This is a genomic window from Paenibacillus cisolokensis (genome assembly GCF_018403665.1).
Classification (GTDB): domain Bacteria; phylum Bacillota; class Bacilli; order Paenibacillales; family Paenibacillaceae; genus Paenibacillus_AH; species Paenibacillus_AH cisolokensis.
The window spans coordinates 1-17,432 of record NZ_BOVJ01000203.1; the positions used below are offsets into that span (position 1 = coordinate 1).

At 55.6% G+C, this 17,432-nt stretch carries 17 protein-coding genes and 6 pseudogenes; 20 read left to right on the forward strand and 3 right to left on the reverse strand.

The window, feature by feature from the left end; translation table 11 throughout:
* Positions 1 to 171 precede the first annotated feature (171 nt).
* The 5 genes and pseudogenes from PACILC2_RS23730 to PACILC2_RS23750 all read left to right on the forward strand — a co-directional run.
* Entirely contained in the window at positions 172 to 600 is a 429-nt protein-coding gene (locus PACILC2_RS23730) for a hypothetical protein (RefSeq protein ID WP_213531269.1), read from the forward strand.
* A gap of 56 nt (positions 601 to 656) precedes the next feature.
* Entirely contained in the window at positions 657 to 1,001 is a 345-nt protein-coding gene (locus PACILC2_RS23735; RefSeq protein WP_213531271.1) for a hypothetical protein, read from the forward strand.
* A gap of 11 nt (positions 1,002 to 1,012) precedes the next feature.
* The gene (locus tag PACILC2_RS23740) at positions 1,013 to 1,522 is read left to right on the forward strand and encodes a hypothetical protein (RefSeq protein ID WP_213531273.1); all 510 of its coding nucleotides are present in this window, start codon (positions 1,013 to 1,015) and stop codon (positions 1,520 to 1,522) included.
* Positions 1,523 to 1,542: 20 nt separating this feature from the next.
* On the forward strand, positions 1,543 to 2,148 hold the full coding sequence (locus tag PACILC2_RS23745; RefSeq protein ID WP_213531275.1) for an Ig-like domain-containing protein: 606 nt from the start codon (positions 1,543 to 1,545) through the stop codon (positions 2,146 to 2,148).
* 127 nt (positions 2,149 to 2,275) lie between these two features.
* Positions 2,276 to 2,380: pseudogene (locus tag PACILC2_RS23750) on the forward strand (sporulation transcription factor Spo0A); the annotation flags it as partial.
* Between the two features lie 134 nt (positions 2,381 to 2,514).
* Here PACILC2_RS23750 and PACILC2_RS23755 read toward each other — a convergent pair.
* Positions 2,515 to 2,810: pseudogene (locus PACILC2_RS23755) on the reverse strand (DUF2627 domain-containing protein).
* A gap of 234 nt (positions 2,811 to 3,044) precedes the next feature.
* On the opposite strand from PACILC2_RS23755, the pseudogene lpdA reads away from it, so the two are divergent.
* From lpdA to lipB, 5 genes and pseudogenes are all read left to right on the forward strand, one after another.
* Positions 3,045 to 4,468 (forward strand): annotated as a pseudogene (lpdA, locus tag PACILC2_RS23760) (dihydrolipoyl dehydrogenase).
* Between the two features lie 98 nt (positions 4,469 to 4,566).
* Positions 4,567 to 5,597: pseudogene (locus PACILC2_RS23765) on the forward strand (thiamine pyrophosphate-dependent dehydrogenase E1 component subunit alpha).
* Positions 5,598 to 6,581: an alpha-ketoacid dehydrogenase subunit beta gene (locus tag PACILC2_RS23770; protein ID WP_213531277.1), complete on the forward strand. Its 984-nt coding sequence runs from the start codon at positions 5,598 to 5,600 to the stop codon at positions 6,579 to 6,581.
* Between the two features lie 85 nt (positions 6,582 to 6,666).
* Positions 6,667 to 8,025 (forward strand): dihydrolipoamide acetyltransferase family protein, encoded by a 1,359-nt coding sequence (locus tag PACILC2_RS23775; protein ID WP_372447223.1) that lies wholly within the window; start codon positions 6,667 to 6,669, stop codon positions 8,023 to 8,025.
* A gap of 17 nt (positions 8,026 to 8,042) precedes the next feature.
* Positions 8,043 to 8,714: a lipoyl(octanoyl) transferase LipB gene (gene lipB / locus PACILC2_RS23780; protein WP_213531281.1), complete on the forward strand. Its 672-nt coding sequence runs from the start codon at positions 8,043 to 8,045 to the stop codon at positions 8,712 to 8,714.
* Here the strand turns inward: lipB and prli42 are convergent.
* The gene (prli42, locus tag PACILC2_RS23785; protein WP_149917096.1) at positions 8,711 to 8,809 is read right to left on the reverse strand and encodes a stressosome-associated protein Prli42; all 99 of its coding nucleotides are present in this window, start codon (positions 8,807 to 8,809) and stop codon (positions 8,711 to 8,713) included. The two genes, lipB and prli42, sit on opposite strands and share 4 nt — an antisense overlap.
* 72 nt (positions 8,810 to 8,881) lie before the next feature.
* Between prli42 and PACILC2_RS23790 the strand changes: the two are divergent.
* Positions 8,882 to 10,014, forward strand: a pseudogene (locus PACILC2_RS23790) (M20/M25/M40 family metallo-hydrolase).
* A 66-nt stretch (positions 10,015 to 10,080) separates the two neighbouring features.
* On the opposite strand, the gene mciZ reads toward PACILC2_RS23790, so the two are convergent.
* A complete protein-coding gene (gene mciZ, locus PACILC2_RS29620; RefSeq protein WP_372447224.1) occupies positions 10,081 to 10,473 on the reverse strand; it encodes a Z-ring formation inhibitor MciZ in 393 nt (130 codons plus the stop codon).
* On the opposite strand from mciZ, the gene PACILC2_RS23800 reads away from it, so the two are divergent.
* The 9 genes and pseudogenes from PACILC2_RS23800 (at position 10,459) to PACILC2_RS23840 (ending at position 17,316) form a co-directional block, all read left to right on the forward strand.
* Positions 10,459 to 11,025 carry an NUDIX hydrolase gene (locus tag PACILC2_RS23800; protein WP_213531285.1) on the forward strand — a complete coding sequence of 189 codons (567 nt, stop codon included), beginning with the start codon at positions 10,459 to 10,461 and terminating at the stop codon, positions 11,023 to 11,025. The genes mciZ and PACILC2_RS23800 overlap by 15 nt on opposite strands.
* Positions 11,022 to 12,227, forward strand: coding sequence for an endonuclease Q family protein (locus PACILC2_RS23805; protein ID WP_062493285.1), 1,206 nt, complete (start codon positions 11,022 to 11,024; stop codon positions 12,225 to 12,227). The genes PACILC2_RS23800 and PACILC2_RS23805 overlap by 4 nt, the downstream gene beginning before the upstream one ends.
* Positions 12,228 to 12,259: 32 nt before the next feature.
* Positions 12,260 to 12,898 carry a stage II sporulation protein M gene (gene spoIIM, locus PACILC2_RS23810; RefSeq protein WP_062493284.1) on the forward strand — a complete coding sequence of 213 codons (639 nt, stop codon included), beginning with the start codon at positions 12,260 to 12,262 and terminating at the stop codon, positions 12,896 to 12,898.
* Positions 12,899 to 13,006: 108 nt separating this feature from the next.
* A complete protein-coding gene (fur, locus tag PACILC2_RS23815; RefSeq protein WP_062493283.1) occupies positions 13,007 to 13,480 on the forward strand; it encodes a ferric iron uptake transcriptional regulator in 474 nt (157 codons plus the stop codon).
* Positions 13,481 to 13,658: 178 nt separating this feature from the next.
* Positions 13,659 to 14,765 carry an alanine dehydrogenase gene (gene ald / locus PACILC2_RS23820; protein ID WP_213531288.1) on the forward strand — a complete coding sequence of 369 codons (1,107 nt, stop codon included), beginning with the start codon at positions 13,659 to 13,661 and terminating at the stop codon, positions 14,763 to 14,765.
* A 114-nt stretch (positions 14,766 to 14,879) separates the two neighbouring features.
* Positions 14,880 to 15,113, forward strand: a complete 234-nt coding sequence (locus tag PACILC2_RS23825) for a DUF4227 family protein (protein ID WP_062493281.1) — start codon at positions 14,880 to 14,882, stop codon at positions 15,111 to 15,113.
* A 29-nt stretch (positions 15,114 to 15,142) separates the two neighbouring features.
* The gene (gene xerD, locus PACILC2_RS23830; protein WP_244863807.1) at positions 15,143 to 16,135 is read left to right on the forward strand and encodes a site-specific tyrosine recombinase XerD; all 993 of its coding nucleotides are present in this window, start codon (positions 15,143 to 15,145) and stop codon (positions 16,133 to 16,135) included.
* 46 nt (positions 16,136 to 16,181) lie between these two features.
* Positions 16,182 to 17,011, forward strand: a pseudogene (locus PACILC2_RS23835) (purine-nucleoside phosphorylase).
* Positions 17,012 to 17,121: 110 nt separating this feature from the next.
* Entirely contained in the window at positions 17,122 to 17,316 is a 195-nt protein-coding gene (locus tag PACILC2_RS23840; RefSeq protein WP_213531290.1) for an aspartyl-phosphate phosphatase Spo0E family protein, read from the forward strand.
* The last annotated feature ends 116 nt before the right edge of the window (positions 17,317 to 17,432 follow it).

Sequence of the window (17,432 nt, forward strand, 5' to 3'; positions counted from 1 at the left end):
CCGATTTCAAAGACTCGCAGTTTTTCCATCAGGCTTTGATATTAAAAGTATCTTATATCGAGCCAAGTTACAATCATATATTAATATTAATGAAAAATTAATAAGAGGAGCAAGAAAAGGAATGTTTTTTATTCAAAAAATGAATTCAAAAGAATACTAGATAAAATAGATTTGTTTAATGAAGAAACTAATAAATCAATTGAGGAATTAGCCAGATGCGTAAAAATTATTTATGATGATTACTCTTTAATTTCAACATTAGATATAGACTTGTCATTAGTAGCGGTAAAGAATATGCCAGCGGATGAGGATTTATCTTTCTTTGAAAATGTAGGGTATCCTATTCCTCAAGAAGATGAGATAAACTCATCTTTTAAATATAATTACGCAGCAACAGTTTCCTTGTTACTTCAAGGATTATTTAAAGATAACAAGTTTCTTTTTCCAGAATATTACTATTTTATGGGAAATGGAATGCTAGATGATAAACATAAGTCCTACTTAAAGCTGTTTCTTAATAAAACTATCGAATTAACCGAAAATGACAAATACAATGAGGCAAGGATAAAGGCCCAAAAAATATTAGATTCTTTAAACTAACCCGCCACTCTAGGCGGTTTTCTTTTACCAAAAAACAAACAAAGGAGCAAATCAAAATGACAATTATCGAACGACTAAAAATGGAAACAAAGGGCTTTAACTATCCAGATGAAGAACTGAGCGTTTACCTTCAAGAGAATGGACTTGATCCACACGCTGAATACATTCCAACATCTAACGCAAACAAAAAAGCCATTTATGCAACTGCATTAGCGTTGTTGGAGTCATTAGCAAATCAACCGCAACTATTCAAGGATTATAAGTTCGATGATGAAACTGTTTCAGGCTTTGGAGATCGGATTCAGTCGAGAATAGATCAATTATCGCGTTCTCTCCGTATGATGTCGGCAAGTGATGACAGTTCATCTAATGGCAGCACGTTCATGCTGTTCAATTCTTGAGGGGTGTTTACATGTTTAATCTATTCGACAATCAGAATACAACTGACTTTGAATTCTTGCTTGCCCAAATTGGCTCAGATGTGTATATTAACGGTGAAGAAACGCCGATTAAAGCAGTTATCACTAACACGACTCTCGAAGCCAATTACGATGATAGAAAGCTTGCGACGCTGTCACCTCTGAAAAGGGGTGACATTGTTCTTTTTAATGGTCAAAAATATATGGTTATATCCGAAGTCAACGATAAGCGATATAGCAAATACAAAGGCATCATGCGCCGGTTAACACATACGATCATTGTCAATTCGTCCTGTCGTTTCTGCACTCTGGATTCATTTATTATTGCGTCAAATTTAGGTGTTATCGATGGACAGGTACTTTCCCTTTCGGCTGGGGAGATACATGTTTATACATCACAATACTGTGTAAATTCTGGCCTTAAAATCGGTGATAGGTTCCTATTGGATGGTCAGGCGTTCAAGATAACCGGAATCGATTCGTTCAGCAAAAAGGAATGGTAATTTTAACGTGTGAGAAGGACTTGATTAACTCCGCAAACGATGACTTAGAACATGGGATTGCTGGCGGTTTGGCTTGTCCCGTTAATATTGCTAATGATGCTACGACGGTTTATGTTGGCTCGGCAACGCAATTGACCTGGACAAGCGCAGATGATGCGCCGGTTGTATTTGAGTCATCCAATCCTGAGGTTGCCACTGTGGACGCTAAGGGGCTTGTTACAGGCGTTTCAGAGGGTACAGCGACGATAACCATTAAAAACGCAACGAATGAGAATATAACAGACAGCGTGATTGTTACGGTTGAAGAAGTGCCGGAAGTTAAGACGATCACATTAACGCCAAGCGCAACGCCAATAGATGAAATTTATGGGGGCCAAAACAAAACTTATACGGCAACCGTCTATAATGGGACAACGCCGACAGATGCTTCCGTCGAATGGGCGCTTTATAGTGACGATCAGGTGAGCAGTACAACGCTTGCGGCAATTACGGCGCAGGATGGGACGACATGCACCATTAAAGCGAACAGCAACCAGCAATATGGATATGTACAGTTAAAGTGTTCGTTGGCTGATGATCCGTCTGTATTTGTGTGGCAGCGGATTCGGATAAGGAGTTTGTTTTAAGGTAACAATTGACAAATCTATCGGTTTTGCTACAATAAAAATGGAAAACAAAAATACCAACCAAGTTTTCCAACGCAAACCGATAGATATTTGAAGTTTAAAATTTGATGATATCCCAGATCCCTTACACCACAAGGCCTACACGATCAACATCAGCAAGTCGAAACCGACCAATAGCGAGTTCATCGCGATGGTCGCCGACAAGCTGCGGATCGAGCATAAGGTGAGCTGAGACGTTCCGCGCCGGGCTTTGGCCGGCAAGGGCTTGTCTAATACGACGCCGCCGTTTTCGTCATCCTGACGATCGGCGGTTTTTCATTCCTTTCAGGCAGAAACCGCAGTCTCCGGGACTGCGGTTTCGATTCCCTATAAAGCATCGGGACGCGAGGGACGCGATTTTTTCCGGCGAAACCGGGGGGCCACATAATTCCGCTTGCGGTCGCGGAAAAAATCCAGCCGCCGATGAAACCGATGCCAAGAAAGAACAGGACAAAGCCGAGCAGAAACGGGAGCCAATCGAATGCCGGCTGTATCGAATCGTTCCCGAACTGGGAGAAGTAATGAAATACGGCATTTTTCATTTTTAGAAAGCCGTAACAGGCGGCGATTCCGGGAATAACGAGCAGCAATACAGCGATAAATCGCGAGATTACCATTTTCATGGCCGGACTCTCTCCTTGTTAACATGGCAAAATTAAAAAACATCATTACTTTAATTTTACCTTTTTCCCGCCATACTGTCCATTCGATTCATGTAAGCGCATATAAAATAATACCTTTTCCTTGATTCCAAAAAACAGTTAAAATAGAACGATGGAACGAAGCCAACATCGACCGTGACCGTACGGTCTTGTATACGATCGCCAAAACCGGCGATAAACGGAGGGAGTATCGAAATGGCGATAGAAGTGGATGTTGCGATTCTGGGCGGAGGCCCCGGAGGATATACGGCTGCGATACGCGCCGCCCAGGAAGGCAAGCGGGTAGCGATCGTTGAGATGGACAAGCTGGGCGGTACATGTCTGCACCGGGGCTGCATACCGAGCAAGGCGATGCTGCGCAGCGCGGAAGTATACGCCGGTTTGCTCGAAGCGGAGCAATTCGGCGTCAAGGTGGACGGAAGCGTCGCGCTCGATTTCCGGCGCGTATTGGCCAGAAGGGAAGAAACCGTCCGGCAGCTGCACAACGGGCTGCAGCATTTGATGAAGAAGCATGGCATTCAAATGATATATGGAAAAGGCCGGGTAATCGGTCCTTCTATTTTTCGCCGCGCAGCGGCGCGATCGCAGTCGAAATGGCGGACGGAGAGACGGAATCCGTTGTCCCCGCCAATCTTATTATTGCGACGGGTTCGCGTCCGCGTCAGCTGCCCGGTCTGGAAACGGACGGCGAACGCATTCTGACAAGCGACGATGTTCTGCGGCTGGAGAAATTGCCCGCTTCGATTCTTATTGTCGGAGGCGGCGTCATTGGCGTCGAATGGGCTTCCATGCTGAACGATTTCGGCGTCGAGGTCACGATAGCCGAAAGTGCTCCCAGGCTGCTGCCGAATGAAGACCGCGACATCGCCGAAGAGCTGGCCCGCCAGCTGCGCCGAAGGGGCGTGCGGATCGCGACCGGAGTTACCTTCAAGGCGGAAACGGTGCGTCGGCATCATGACGGTATTTCCGTTACGGCGGCCACTGCCGACGGCGACGTCGAATGGACGGCGGAATACATGCTGGTGTCGGTGGGCCGGGAACCGAATACGGCCGGCATCGGTCTGGAAAATACGGATGTCTGTCTGAAAGACGGTTTTATTCAGGTGAACCAAAACTTTCAGACATCGGAACCGCATATTTACGCGATCGGCGATGTAATCGGCGGCTTGCAGCTAGCCCATGCCGCCGCGCACGAAGGCATTGCGGCTGCGGAACATCTGTGCGGCGTCGGGCTTTCCGGAACGGATTTCCGGCAAATTCCGCGCTGCATCTATTCGCGTCCGGAAATCGCCGCGATCGGCATGACCGAAGAACAAGCGAAAGCGAAAGGATATGACGTCGCGGTCGGACGCGTGCCGTTTCAAGCCATTGCGAAAGCGATCGTGGCCGGACATGCCGCAGGCTTCGCCAAAGTCGTGACGGACCGGGCGAGCGGCGACATATTGGGCGTGCATCTGATCGGCCCGCATGCGACCGAACTGATCGCCGAGGCTTCCGTTGCGGTCGGTCTGAATGCCGCCCATTGGGAAATAGGGCGGGCGGCTCATCCCCATCCGACGTTGTCCGAAGCGGTAGCCGAAGCGATGCTGGCCATCGACGGCAAATCGCTTGTCATCTGAATAATAATCGTCGATTTTATTTTTGCGGAAATAAGCGGTATAATGATATCAAGTATTAGTACCAGGTTTTAATAGCTTGGATATAAGGAGGACGATCGATGACCTCATTCGGATCTGTTCAACAGACTTCGGACCATGCCGCTCTTGGACTGACCGACGAACAGGCGCTCGATATGTACCGGACGATGCTGATGGCGAGAAGATACGACGAACGCGTCCTGCTACTGCAGCGATCGGGCAAAATCAATTTCCACGTGTCGGGCATCGGCCAGGAAACGGCGCAGGTCGCGGCGGCTTTTGCTCTTGACCGGGAGAAAGATTATTTTTGCCGTATTATCGGGATTACGGTTTTGTGCTGGCCGTCGGCATGACGCTGAAGGAGCTGATGCTCTCGGTATTTGCCAAAGCTGCCGACATTACGAGCGGCGGCCGGCAGATGCCGGGCCATTTCGGCAGCCGTAGGCTGCGGATTGTGACCGGATCGAGCCCGGTGACGACGCAGGTCCCTCACGCCGTCGGCATCGCGCTGTCGGCCAAGATGAAGAACGAGAAACTGGTCGCGTACACGTCGTTCGGAGAAGGCTCGAGCAATCAGGGGGATTTCCACGAAGGCTGCAATTTTGCCGGCGTTCACAAGCTCCCTGTCATTTTTATGTGCCAGAACAACCAGTATGCCATCTCGGTACCGGCTCATCGCCAGCTTGGCGGAAGGGTATGCGACCGCGCGATCGGCTATGGCTTTCCCGGCGTCAGAGTCGACGGCAACGATCCGTTGGAGGTTTATCGAACGGTGAAGGAGGCGCGGCAGCGCGCGATTGCGGGCGAAGGCCCGACGCTGATCGAAGCGATGGTTTACCGGCTGTCGCCGCATTCGACGTCCGATAACGATATGGCTTACCGCACGAAAGAGGAAGTGGAGGAGCACCGCAAACGCGACGGGCTGCCGCGGTTCAAGCAGTATTTGATCGATTGCGGCATTTGGAGCGAGGAAGCGGACGAGGAGCTGAATCAGACGATTCGCAAGCTGCTCGATGAGGCGACGGACGAGGCGGACCGGGCGCCATTCCCCGCGCCGGAGGATGCGCTGCTCCACGTGTATGCGGACGATGCGCCGGAAGGGGGATATTGAATGCCGGCTATTTCGTATCTTGAAGCGCTCAGACAGGCGATGAGGGAAGAGATGGAGCGCGACGAAAATGTATTTGTGCTCGGCGAGGACGTTGGCGTCAAAGGCGGCGTCTTCACAGCGACAAAGGGTCTGTACGAACAATTCGGCGAGCTGAGGGCGCTCGACACGCCGCTTTCCGAATCGGCGATCGTCGGCGTGGCGATCGGCGCGGCCATGTACGGCATGAAGCCGATCGCGGAAATGCAGTACAGCGATTTTATGCTGCCGGCGACGAACCAGATTATCAGCGAAGCGGCCAAAATCCGCTACCGCTCCAATAACGATTGGAACTGTCCGGTCGTCATCCGGGCGCCGATCGGCGGAGGGGTGTTCGGAGGGTTGTACCATTCGCAATGCCCCGAGTCGGTTTTCTTCGGAACGCCCGGACTGAAAATCGTCGCCCCCTATTCGCCTTACGACGTCAAAGGGTTGCTCAAGGCGGCGGTGCGCGATCCGGACCCGGTCTTATTCTTTGAAAATAAAAAATGCTACAACATGATCAGCGGTGAAGTGCCGGAAGGCGACTATACCGTGCCGATCGGGAAAGCGAATGTGCTCCGCGAAGGGGACGACATAACCGTTATCGGCTACAGCCTCCCTCTCTTTTTTGCGATGGAAGCGGCAAAAGAGCTTGCAGAGGAAGGGATCAGCGCGCATATTCTCGACTTGCGAACGTTGCAGCCGCTCGACCGGGAGGCGATTCTGGAGGCGGTGCGCCGCACGGGCAAGGTGCTGATCGTGCACGAGGACAACAAGACGGGCGGCGTCGGGGCGGAAGTGGCGGCGCTGATCGCCGAAGAGCTGCTCTATGAGCTGGATGCGCCGATTATGCGGCTATGCGGACCGGATGTGCCGGCTATGCCGATCAATCCGCCCGGGGAGAAATTTTTTATGTTGAACAAAGATAAACTGAAGGAGGCCATGCGGCGGCTGGCGTTATATTAAAAGGCCTCTTTAAAAGGCATTGAAAGGCCTGAAAGGCCGAATACGTTCAGAAAGGCAAGTCAGTCCCGGCAAGGGGAGGATGAGTATGAAAACGGTGACGGAAATTATTTTGCCGCAGTTGGCGGAATCATTGGTGGAGGCGACGATCAGCCAATGGCTGAAGCAGCCGGGCGATCATATCGAGAAGTATGAGCCGATCTGCGATTTGATTACGGATAAAGTAAACGCGGAATTGCCATCCACCGTATCCGGAAAACTCGTCAAAATATTGGTAGGCAACGGGGAAACGGTGCCGGTAGGGACGGCGATCTGTCTGGTGGAGACGGATGAAGTATCCGCGGAAACGGCGACTGGAGCTCCCGGCGGCGGTCAGGCCGGGGATGGTGCGGCGGCGCAAGCGAAAGCGGCCGGAGAGAGCATGCGCGGCCGCTATTCCCCTGCCGTCCAGTACCTGGCCGCGGAGCATGGCATCGATTTGCGGCAGGTTACGGGTACGGGCATGGGCGGACGCATTACGCGCAAGGACGTTCTTGCCTATATTGCCGCCTCCGGAGCGGAGAGCAAACCGGACGGACAGGAAGGAAAGGAGCGTCAAGCTTCTTCCGGCCAGGATGCGAACCGCACGAACACGGGGAGCGTCGTCGCGATCGACGAGGTGAAAGTTCCCGTCCGTTCGTCCGGCCTGCATCTGTCGGAGACGCCCAAAATTCCGACGGTGGAGGTGCAAGGGCAGTCCGTACCCGGACCTGGCGAATATTTCATCGACGTGACCCCGGTGCGCAATACCATTGCCAGCCGGATGCGGCAGAGCGTGTCGGAAATTCCTCACGCATGGACGATGATCGAAGCCGACGTGACGAACCTGGTCATCCTTCGCAACAAGCTGAAGGACGAATTCCGCAAACGCGAGGGCATCAACCTGACTTATCTGGCGTTCATGATGAAGGCCGTCGTCAATGCGATCAAAGATTATCCGATTATGAACTCCGTATGGGCGGTCAACAAAATTATCGTCAAGCGGGAGATCAACCTGTCGATGTCGGTCGGCACGGAAGATTCCGTACTGACGCCTGTGATCAAAAACGCGGATCAGAAAAATATCGCCGGACTGGCCAGGGAAATCGACGATCTGGCGCGCCGGACGCGCGAAGGCAAGCTGAATCTGTCCGATATGCAGGGCGGCACGTTCACGGTGAACAATACCGGCTCATTCGGATCGATCTTGTCCAAGCCGATCATCAACTATCCGCAGGCGGCCATTTTGACATTCGAATCGATCGTCAAGCGTCCGGTCGTCATCAACGACATGATTGCCGTCCGTTCGATGGTCAACATTTGCCTGTCGCTGGACCACCGGATTTTGGACGGCGTCATCTGCGGCCGGTTTCTGCAGCGCGTCAAGGACAATCTGGAAAGTTACGACTTGGATACGAAATTGTACTAGCACGGGGGTGGCAGAACGTGGCTGACAGACGACTGGAGACGCGGTATATCCCTTCGATCGGTTACGGCGAAGCGTGGGAGATGCAGAAGAAGTACGTACGTGAAATCGACGCCGGGGAGCGGCCGGATACGCTGCTCCTCCTTCAGCATCCGTCGACTTATACGATCGGAACGGACCGTCATCCCGAGCATTTGCTGCTGGGAGAGCGGGAATTGCGGGAAAAGGGAATCGAGCTCTTCGAAATCGACCGCGGCGGGGATATTACGTATCACGGTCCGGGCCAACTGGTCGGCTATCCGCTGCTTTATCTGGATGCGGCCGGTCTCGACCTGCATGCGTATTTGCGCAATCTGGAGCAGGTGATCATCGATTGGCTGGCCGATTACGGCATCGCGGGCGGACGCAAAGCCGCCTATACGGGCGTATGGGTCGGGGAGGAGAAGATCGCGGCGATCGGAGTGAAATTCAATAAGGCCCGCAAACGAAAAGGATTCGTCACGAGCCACGGCTTTGCGCTCAATATCCGGTCCGGACTGGCCGCAGAAGGATTCGCGGGCATTATTCCTTGCGGCATCCGGGAATACGGCGTCACCTCGTTCAACGACTTGACCGGTCTCAATATGACGGTCGAACGGGCGGCCGCAGAAATGATCCCTCATTTTCAACGGGTGTTCGGCTACCCGGCTTAATAGAACAGCATGCCGGCGCCTGCCACGATCGTGGACAGCAGCATGGAAGCGAGCACCAAATAAATAACGATTTTGAAAAATTTCGAATTGCGCATGAGGCAGCACCCCTTTCGGAAAAAAATCGCTATCTCTATTGTATACGATAAAGTCGGACGGAGGGAAGGCCGATGGTGAACCGCGACCGTTTAGTGAACGAATTTATGGAGCTTGTGCGGATCGACAGCGAAACGAAGCACGAGCGGGAGATCAGCCTCATTTTGCGCCGCAAATTCGGCGAACTCGGACTGGACGTGAGCGAGGACGATTCGATGGCAAAGTCAGGCCATGCCGCGAATAACCTCTTTGCCGTTCTCGAACCGTCCGGCGCGCCGGACGCGCCCGTCATTTTCTTCACCTCGCATATGGACACCGTTGCGCCCGGGCGCGGCATCAAGCCGCGGCTTGACGAGGACGGGTACATCCGCAGCGACGGGACGACGATTCTGGGCAGCGACGACAAGGCCGGCATTGCGGCCATGCTGGAAGCGATCCGCGTGCTGAAGGAGCGGAAAGTGAAACACGGCCGCGTCCAATTCGTCATTACGGCCGGAGAGGAAGCGGGGCTTGCCGGCGCGCGTGCGCTCGATGCGTCCAAGCTGGAAGCGGAGTTCGGCTATGCGCTCGATTCGAACGGTGAGATCGGCGCGATTGCGGTCGCCGCGCCGACACAGGCGAAAATCACGATCGAATTTTCGGCAAGTCGGCGCATGCGGGCGTCAATCCCGAGGACGGAATCAGCGCCATCCAGGTCGCGGCGAAAGCGGTCGCCCGGATGCCGCTCGGCCGAATCGACGAGGAAACGACAGCCAATATCGGAAAAATCGAAGGAGGCGGCGCGACGAATATCGTCTGCGACTATGCGAGACTCGAGGCGGAGGCGCGAAGCATCGCCCGGGAGAAGCTGGACCGTCAGATCGCCGCAATGCGCGACGCTGTCAGCAGCGCGGCGCAGGAATATAACGCGCGAGGCGAATTCAAGAGCGAGATCGTTTATCCGGCTTACAGCCATGACGACGGCGATCCGGTCGTGGAGCTGGCGAAGGCGGCGATTGCGTCGATCGGCTGCAAGCCCCGAACGTTTCGCTCGGGCGGGGGAAGCGATGCCAACATTTTCAACGGACTGGGCGTGCCCACCGTCAATCTCGCTATCGGTTACGAGCATATTCATACGACGAACGAGCAAATCCGTGCGGCCGATCTGGCCAAGACGGCCGAACTTGTCGTCGCGCTGATCGAACAGGCCGCTTCGCGGCGCCGATGAATCGCTTTCCGTCCTTGCCGTCCTTGAATGGAGCGGTCCGGACGGAAAGCGATTTTTTATCGGCCGTTATCGTTCGGACGAACGCATGAAGCGGCTCGAAGAACGGGACGGCACGGCTGGAGGCGCAGATGCGGCTGCGGCGCCGTCGACGTTCTTCACGGCGGCCAGATGCGCGCGCCGCGCGCCGGACGGGCTGCCTGCCGCCAAATAACTGTGCAGCGTTATGTGCCGGCTGGCCGGCGATTTGGCCAGCTGCCGCAAATGATGCCGGATTTCCCATGCTTTGCCGACGAGCCGCATATTCCGCTCTCTTAAATACTTTTCATGACCCGAAGCCTCCGCTATCAATCTTTGATATAATGAAGCGTATGCGGCGCTCGGACAAGTTATACCTTTGGAGCGGACCGATCGCGATGACCCTAAACCGGACAGGAGTGGAAGTATATGGAAAATAAACAAACAAGCAGGCGGCCGGAAGAAACGATCAAGACGGAACCGATCTTTGACGGTAAAATCATATCGCTGCAGGTCGATACCGTCCTGCTGCCGAACGGGGCGGCGGCGACGCGGGAAATCGTGCGCCATCCCGGGGCGGCCGCCGTACTCGCCCTTCTCGGGGACCGTATGCTGGTCGTCGATCAGTACCGCAAGCCGCTGGAAAAATTCCAGGTGGAAATACCGGCCGGCAAGCTCGATCCCGGGGAAGATCCGGCCATTGCGGCGGCGCGCGAGCTGGAGGAAGAAACCGGCTATCGGGCAGGCAAGCTGCGGCCGCTTGCGGCGTTTTATACGTCGCCCGGCTTTGCCGACGAGAAGCTTTATCTCTATATTGCCGAAGAATTGGAGCAGACGGAGATGAAGCTGGACGAGGATGAATTTCTGGAGGTCGAGGCCATTACGTTCGAGCAGGCCCAGGCTTATATCCGGGAAGGGCGCATCAGCGACGCCAAGACGATTCTGGCGGTCTATGCCTGGCATATTTACCGGCTGACCGGAGAGATCGGAACGTGACCGGAGCCGGCGGGCTTTCGCGGATTTTCGCTGATCTGCATATCCATATCGGATGTACGGACGCAGGAGAACCGGTCAAAATCAGCGCGAGCCGGGAGATGACGTTTCGGCGTATCGCCCGCGAAGCGGCCGAGCGCAAAGGGATCGGGCTGATCGGCGTCATTGACGCGCATTCTCCGGGCGTGCAGGACGACATTATGCGCCTGCTGGATCGGGGCGAGATGGAAGAGGTGCCGGACGGCGGCATACGATATCGGCAGACGACGATTTTGCTCGGAGCGGAAATCGAAGTGAAGGAGCCGGCAAGAGGGCCGGCGCATTATCTGGTCTTCCTCCCCCGGTTGTCGGATATGAGCGACTTTACCCGTTGGATGGAACGGCGCATGCGCAACGTCCGGCTCAGCTCGCAGCGCCTGTACGCCGCAGGGCGCGAATTGCAGCGGGAAGTGCGAGAGCGGGGCGGACTGTTCATTCCGGCACATATCTTCACGCCGCACAAAAGCTTGTTCGGCAGCAGCGCGGACAGGGTGGAGGAAGTGCTCGATCCCGAGCTGATCGACGCGGTGGAGCTGGGACTTAGCGCCGATACGGAGATGGCGGGATGGGTGGCCGACCTTGACCGGTACCCGTTCCTGACGAATTCGGACGCCCATTCGCCGGCCAAAATCGGGCGGGAATACAATGCGCTGCGCATGGCGGCTCCTACGTTTGCCGAATTTCGGCTTGCGCTGCTCGGACGGGACGGACGCGGCATCGAAGCGAATTACGGCCTGCAGCCCCGCCTCGGCAAATATCACCGGACAGCCTGCCTGCGCTGCGGAGCGGCTCCCGAAACGCCGGATTCGCGGCGCTGCGCCATCTGCGGCGGCACGCGATTCGTTCGCGGCGTATCCGAACGGATTCGGCAGCTTGCCTCCCTCGCCGGAAGAACGGATTCGCGGACGGACGGCAGGCCGCCTTACATCCATCAGGTGCCGCTGGAATTCGTCCCCGGCGTCGGTCCCGCCGCGCTGAACAGGCTGCTGGAACGGTTCGGCAGCGAGATGGAAGTGCTTCATCGCGCCACGCCTTCCGAGCTTGCCGAGACGATCGGTCCGAAGACGGCCGGGATGATCGTCAAAGCGAGAGCAGGGCTGCTCGCCCTTAAGGCCGGCGGAGGCGGCCATTATGGCGGCGTCATAACCGGTACGAGCGGTACATAAACTGTACCAATCGGACAAGAAGGGAGAAAGCTATGCGTTCGCCATTCAAGCAGCCGGTCGTCAAGGATCAGCTTACGCTGTTTGTGTTCGTGTCCGTCCTGTTCGTGGTCGGCGCGATTTTTGGCGCTCTCGTCGTGAGCGCCCTGACATTGGAGCAACAGCAGACGCTGGCGGACGATATCGACCACTATGTCAAATTAATGGATGCGGGCATAGCGCCGGACGGAGCGGCAACATTCCGGGACCGATTGCTGTTCCACGCCAAGTGGCTGCTGCTGATATGGCTGCTGGGCACGACCGTGGTCGGAGTCCCGCTTGTGCTCGCGCTCGATTTCCTGAAAGGCGTGCTGGTCGGATTTGCCGTCGGAACATTGGTGAGCCAACATGCATGGAAAGGCGCCGCCTTCTCTCTCGCCTCGGTCGCACCGGCCAACATCCTCGCGGTGCCGGCGATTTTGATCGCCAGCGCGGCGGCCGTATCGTTCGCGGTTTATGTGGCGAAGAACCGGATTTTGTTCCGGCAGGGGACGCTAATGCCGCAATTTGTTTCGTTCAGCTCGACCGTTCTGTTGATGCTTTTCGCGCTTGCGGGCGCGGCTTTTTTGGAAGCTTACGTATCGCCTGTCCTGATAAAATGGGCAGCCCCTCTGATCGTTGCCGCGGGCCTCTGATACCGAAGAAGTCAAATCGCAAAAGGTTTGACTTTCTTTGCGTTTAGCCCCTATAATGGATACAAATGTTCCGGCGTGGGCACTGGATTATGTGCGAGGGGGGGAACCATGGAAGCCCGGATCGAGAAAATCAAACAACAACTGCAATCGCAGGGCTACAAGCTGACCCCGCAGCGCGAGGCTACGGTGCGTGTGTTGCTGGAGAACGAAGAGGATCACTTGAGTGCGGAAGATGTGTTTATGCTCGTGAAGGACAAGGCGCCGGAAATCGGCCTTGCTACCGTTTATCGCACACTGGAACTGCTTAGTGAGCTTCATATCGTAGAGAAGCTGAACTTCGGAGACGGCGTGGCCCGTTACGATCTGAGAACGGACAGCAACCAACACCACCATCACCATCTCATATGCGTCAAATGCGGGGCGATGGACGAAATTATGGACGACTGGCTTGGACCGCTCGAGGAGCGGCTCGAACGGGAATACGGATTCCGGGTCATCGACCACCGCCTCGACTTTCAAGGCATATGTCATCGCTGCAGGGACGAGAATGACGGAGCCGAATCGGACAAATCGAATTCATAAGAAAACCTGTTGCTTCCGGAAGATCCGCTATGCAGGCGGATTCTCCGGAAGCTTTTTTTATGACGGGACGCGTAAGCCGGTTAAACACATATTTTTGGTTGTGCGGGGAAAACGTATCGCTTGAGGACGGTCAAAACGGCAGTCGGCTTCATACATCATAGCAAGGAGGAGGATATCGATGATGGTCGGTGTGCCGAAAGAAGTAAAAAACAGCGAATTTCGCGTTTCGCTCACCCCTGCCGGCGCGGCGGCGTTGAAGGCGGAAGGTCATACCGTCGTCGTGCAAGCTGGAGCGGGGGAAGGCAGCGGCTTTCCGGACGAGGCATACGCTGCGGAAGGGGCCGAGATCGCTCCGGACGCCGCAGAGGTGTGGGAGAGGGCCGGCATGATCATGAAAGTCAAAGAGCCGCTTCCGGAAGAGTACCGGTATTTTCGCAAAGGCTTGCTGCTCTTTACGTATTTGCATCTGGCGGCTGCTCCCGATCTTGCCCGGGCGCTCGCCGATAGCGGCGTGACCAGCGTCGCCTACGAAACGATACAGCTTCCGAACGGCACGCTGCCGCTGCTGACGCCGATGAGCGAGGTGGCCGGAAGGATGGCCGTCCAGATCGGCGCGCAATTTCTGGAGCAATTTTACGGAGGACGGGGCGTTCTGCTCGGGGGAGTGCCCGGCGTCCCGCCGGCGGAAGTGATGATTGTAGGAGGAGGCATCGTCGGCACCAATGCGGCGAAAATTGCGCTGGGAATGGGCGCCGATGTGGTGATCATCGAGAAAAGCGCGGAACGGATGCGATACTTGGACGATGTGTTCGGAGGCAGGGTGCGCACGCTCATGTCCAACGCCACCAATATTGCAAGCGCCGTCCGCAAAGCCGATCTGCTGATCGGAGCCGTCCTCATTCCGGCGCCGGCGCCGCATCTCGTCACCGAAGAGATGGTGCGTTCGATGAAAAAAGGGGCGGTCATCGTCGATGTTGCGGTCGATCAGGGCGGATCGATCGCTACGGTCGACCGCGTCACGACCCACGACGATCCCGTCTACGTGAAGCATGGCGTTCTGCATTATGCGGTAGCCAACATTCCGGGAGCGGTGCCGCGCACGTCCACGCTCGCGCTGACGAACGTTACGCTGCCCTATGCGCTGATGCTGGCGTCGGAAGGACTGGGGGCCGCTTACCGCAACGAAGCGCTGCTCAAAGGCGTCAATACGCACGAAGGCAGCATTACGCACTTGCAAGTGGCGCAAGCCGTCGGGCTGCCCTACCGGACGCTCACTCCGCTTTGATTCCCGCTAAGCGGCTTGACCGGAGCCGCATAATTCGGACGTTCGCCACATATGGTGTGGTACGGGGCGGCGGTTGTCCGCTTCCCCGGTGCGAACGTTGGAGGTGGGGCGGGAATGGTCGTATCCGTACGCAAATGGGTTGGCAATCTGCTGTTTATGACGGTGTTTCTCGCGTTGTTTCTCGTCGTATCCGGCGGGTACAGATGGCTGCTTGACTTCATTTCGCCGGTCGATCCGTACCGGGAGCCGCAAGGCGAAGCGGTGAAAGCGTTCCGTCAGCTCGAGACGTATCCCGAAGGCGGATCGGTTGTCGACACGCTGCGCTGGTTTTACTGGTACGGCCAGTAATCCTGCGTCGTTTTGCGGGCGGTCCCGACTTGCAAGCAGGAAATTCGGTTCCGGCGTGGAATATGTCGAAAGGGGGAATAAACGTTTCTCCTACGGCGATTCGTCCGGAAAGGAAGACTTATGAAGACTTATTTGCAATCGTATACCGTTTTTTGTCGTCCGAACGAGGCCTTTCGCAAAATACGGTGCAATCGTACAGCCGGGATGTGGAAGACGCCCTTTCGTTTTTGCGCGAAAACGGCATCGTTCAGCCGGAGCAGGTGCGCAGGCAGCATCTTTCGTTATATTTGGCCGAATTGCGGCGCCAGGGGCGAAAAGGATCGACGATCGCCCGCAAGACGGCGTCCATCCGTTCGTTTTTCCGGTATTTGTCCCGCAGCGGCGTCATATCCCGGGATCCGTCGGCGGAGCTGGAGACGCAGAAACGCGAGCGGAAACTGCCGGATATTTTGACGGTTGCAGAGATAGACAAGCTGTTGAACGCTCCGCCCAGGCATACCGTCGCCGGCTTGCGGGACAGGGCGATGCTGGAGCTGCTTTATGCCGCCGGTCTGCGCGTCTCGGAATTGACGGAGCTGGATCTGGACTCCGTCCAGCCGGCCCTCGGCGTCATCCGTTGTACCGGCCGCGGCGGCAAAGAGCGGATTGTGCCGCTCGGTCAGGCCGCTGCCGCCGCGCTGGACGATTATCTCCGCCATGCCCGTCCGGCGCTCGAGAGGCCGGGCGGAGCGGAGCCTGCGCTTTTTCTGAACCCGGCCGGGCTCCGAATGTCGAGGCAAGGATTCTGGAAAATCGTCAAAAAATACGCCCGCGAATGCGGCATTGCCTCGAACATAACGCCGCATACGCTAAGACATTCGTTCGCGGCCCATCTGATCGCCGGCGGAGCGGATTTGCGTTCGGTGCAGGACTTGATGGGACATACGGATTTGTCCGCCACGCAGCCGTATGCCGCCTTGTTTCCTGCCCGAATGAAGGAAATTTACGATAAAGCGCATCCTCGCGCAAGAATGGACAAATAGGCGTTAGATGTAAAAAACGTTAGACAGACAAGGGGAGAACATACGGATGCAACAACAATTGACTCAATCCGCGAAAATCCGGGAAGCGGCCGACTATATTCGCCGTTCGCTCCGTAAACAGCCGCAAATCGGACTCATTCTGGGGTCCGGGCTCGGCGTGCTTGGCGACCATTTGACAGAAGCTGTCGTCATTCCGTACCGCGATATTCCGCATTTTCCGATATCTACGGTGGAAGGGCATGCCGGCGAGCTGATGATCGGGGAACTGGCCGGTCGAACGGTGGTGCTGATGCGGGGCCGCTTCCATATGTACGAAGGCTACGGACCGGAACTGACCGCGTTTCCGGTACGCGTCATGAAGGCGCTCGGCATCGGTCGGCTGCTTGTGACGAACGCCGCGGGGGCATCAACGCTTCGTTTGCCCCGGGCGATTTGATGCTCATTTCCGACCATATCAATTTGACGGGCCGCAATCCGCTTGTCGGTCCGAATGAAGAAGAGCTCGGCGTCCGCTTTCCCGATATGTCTGACGCGTATAGCCGGCGACTGCGTTCGCTGGCGAAAAGCGTCGCCGCGGAACAAGGAATCGAGCTGCGCGAAGGCGTTTATGTCGGCGTGCTCGGCCCTTCTTATGAAACGCCTGCCGAAATTCGTATGTTGCGCGCGATTGGCGCCGATGCCGTCGGAATGTCGACCGTCGCGGAGGTGATCGCCGCGAACCACGCCGGCATCGAAGTGCTCGGCATCTCCTGCATCAGCAATATGGCCGCGGGCATGCTCGATCAGCCGTTATCCCATCAGGAAGTGATGGAGACGACAGAGCGGGTGAAATCGCGCTTCCTTCAGCTCGTCAAGTCTTTGGTACCGCAACTATAGAGCCATTTGTAACAAAATTGTAATATAACGCTCGACTGATTTTGACATTCTTTCATCATGAATTCGTCGTATAATGTTGTCCGTGAAACCGAATAAAAGTGGGAGTGTTCATGGACAATCATTTACATGTGCAAATGGAAGCGATCCGCGGCCAAATGATCGCGACAGCGCTGCGCAAGCAAACGTTTCTGCACCGCGAAGTGCTGGTACTCAGTCAAATGCTCGATGCGTTGATCGTGCAAGTGCAGAGCGAGCAGCGGGCGAATCGTGTCAAAAAAAGGAACGGGCGGAGAGGAGTGCGGTGAGCGGCGGCTGTCCGCATTCCGGCGGCAACTGATCCGGGCAGCTTCAGCATAAAACCGAAAAGGCCTCCACTTCCCGAAGAGGGTGGAGGCCATTTTGTGGTACGCCCAGCATGGGC

Coding starts and splice junctions, on each gene's coding strand:
- PACILC2_RS23770 (WP_213531277.1), top strand. CDS start 5,598: ATGCCGGCTATTTCGTATCTTGAAGCGCTCAGACAGGCGATGAGGGAA.
- PACILC2_RS23735 (WP_213531271.1), top strand. CDS start 657: ATGACAATTATCGAACGACTAAAAATGGAAACAAAGGGCTTTAACTAT.
- spoIIM (WP_062493284.1), top strand. CDS start 12,260: ATGCGTTCGCCATTCAAGCAGCCGGTCGTCAAGGATCAGCTTACGCTG.
- ald (WP_213531288.1), top strand. CDS start 13,659: ATGATGGTCGGTGTGCCGAAAGAAGTAAAAAACAGCGAATTTCGCGTT.
- prli42 (WP_149917096.1), bottom strand. CDS start 8,809: ATGCGCAATTCGAAATTTTTCAAAATCGTTATTTATTTGGTGCTCGCT.
- PACILC2_RS23740 (WP_213531273.1), top strand. CDS start 1,013: ATGTTTAATCTATTCGACAATCAGAATACAACTGACTTTGAATTCTTG.
- fur (WP_062493283.1), top strand. CDS start 13,007: ATGGAAGCCCGGATCGAGAAAATCAAACAACAACTGCAATCGCAGGGC.
- PACILC2_RS23800 (WP_213531285.1), top strand. CDS start 10,459: ATGGAAAATAAACAAACAAGCAGGCGGCCGGAAGAAACGATCAAGACG.
- PACILC2_RS23825 (WP_062493281.1), top strand. CDS start 14,880: ATGGTCGTATCCGTACGCAAATGGGTTGGCAATCTGCTGTTTATGACG.
- PACILC2_RS23840 (WP_213531290.1), top strand. CDS start 17,122: ATGGACAATCATTTACATGTGCAAATGGAAGCGATCCGCGGCCAAATG.
- PACILC2_RS23775 (WP_372447223.1), top strand. CDS start 6,667: ATGAAAACGGTGACGGAAATTATTTTGCCGCAGTTGGCGGAATCATTG.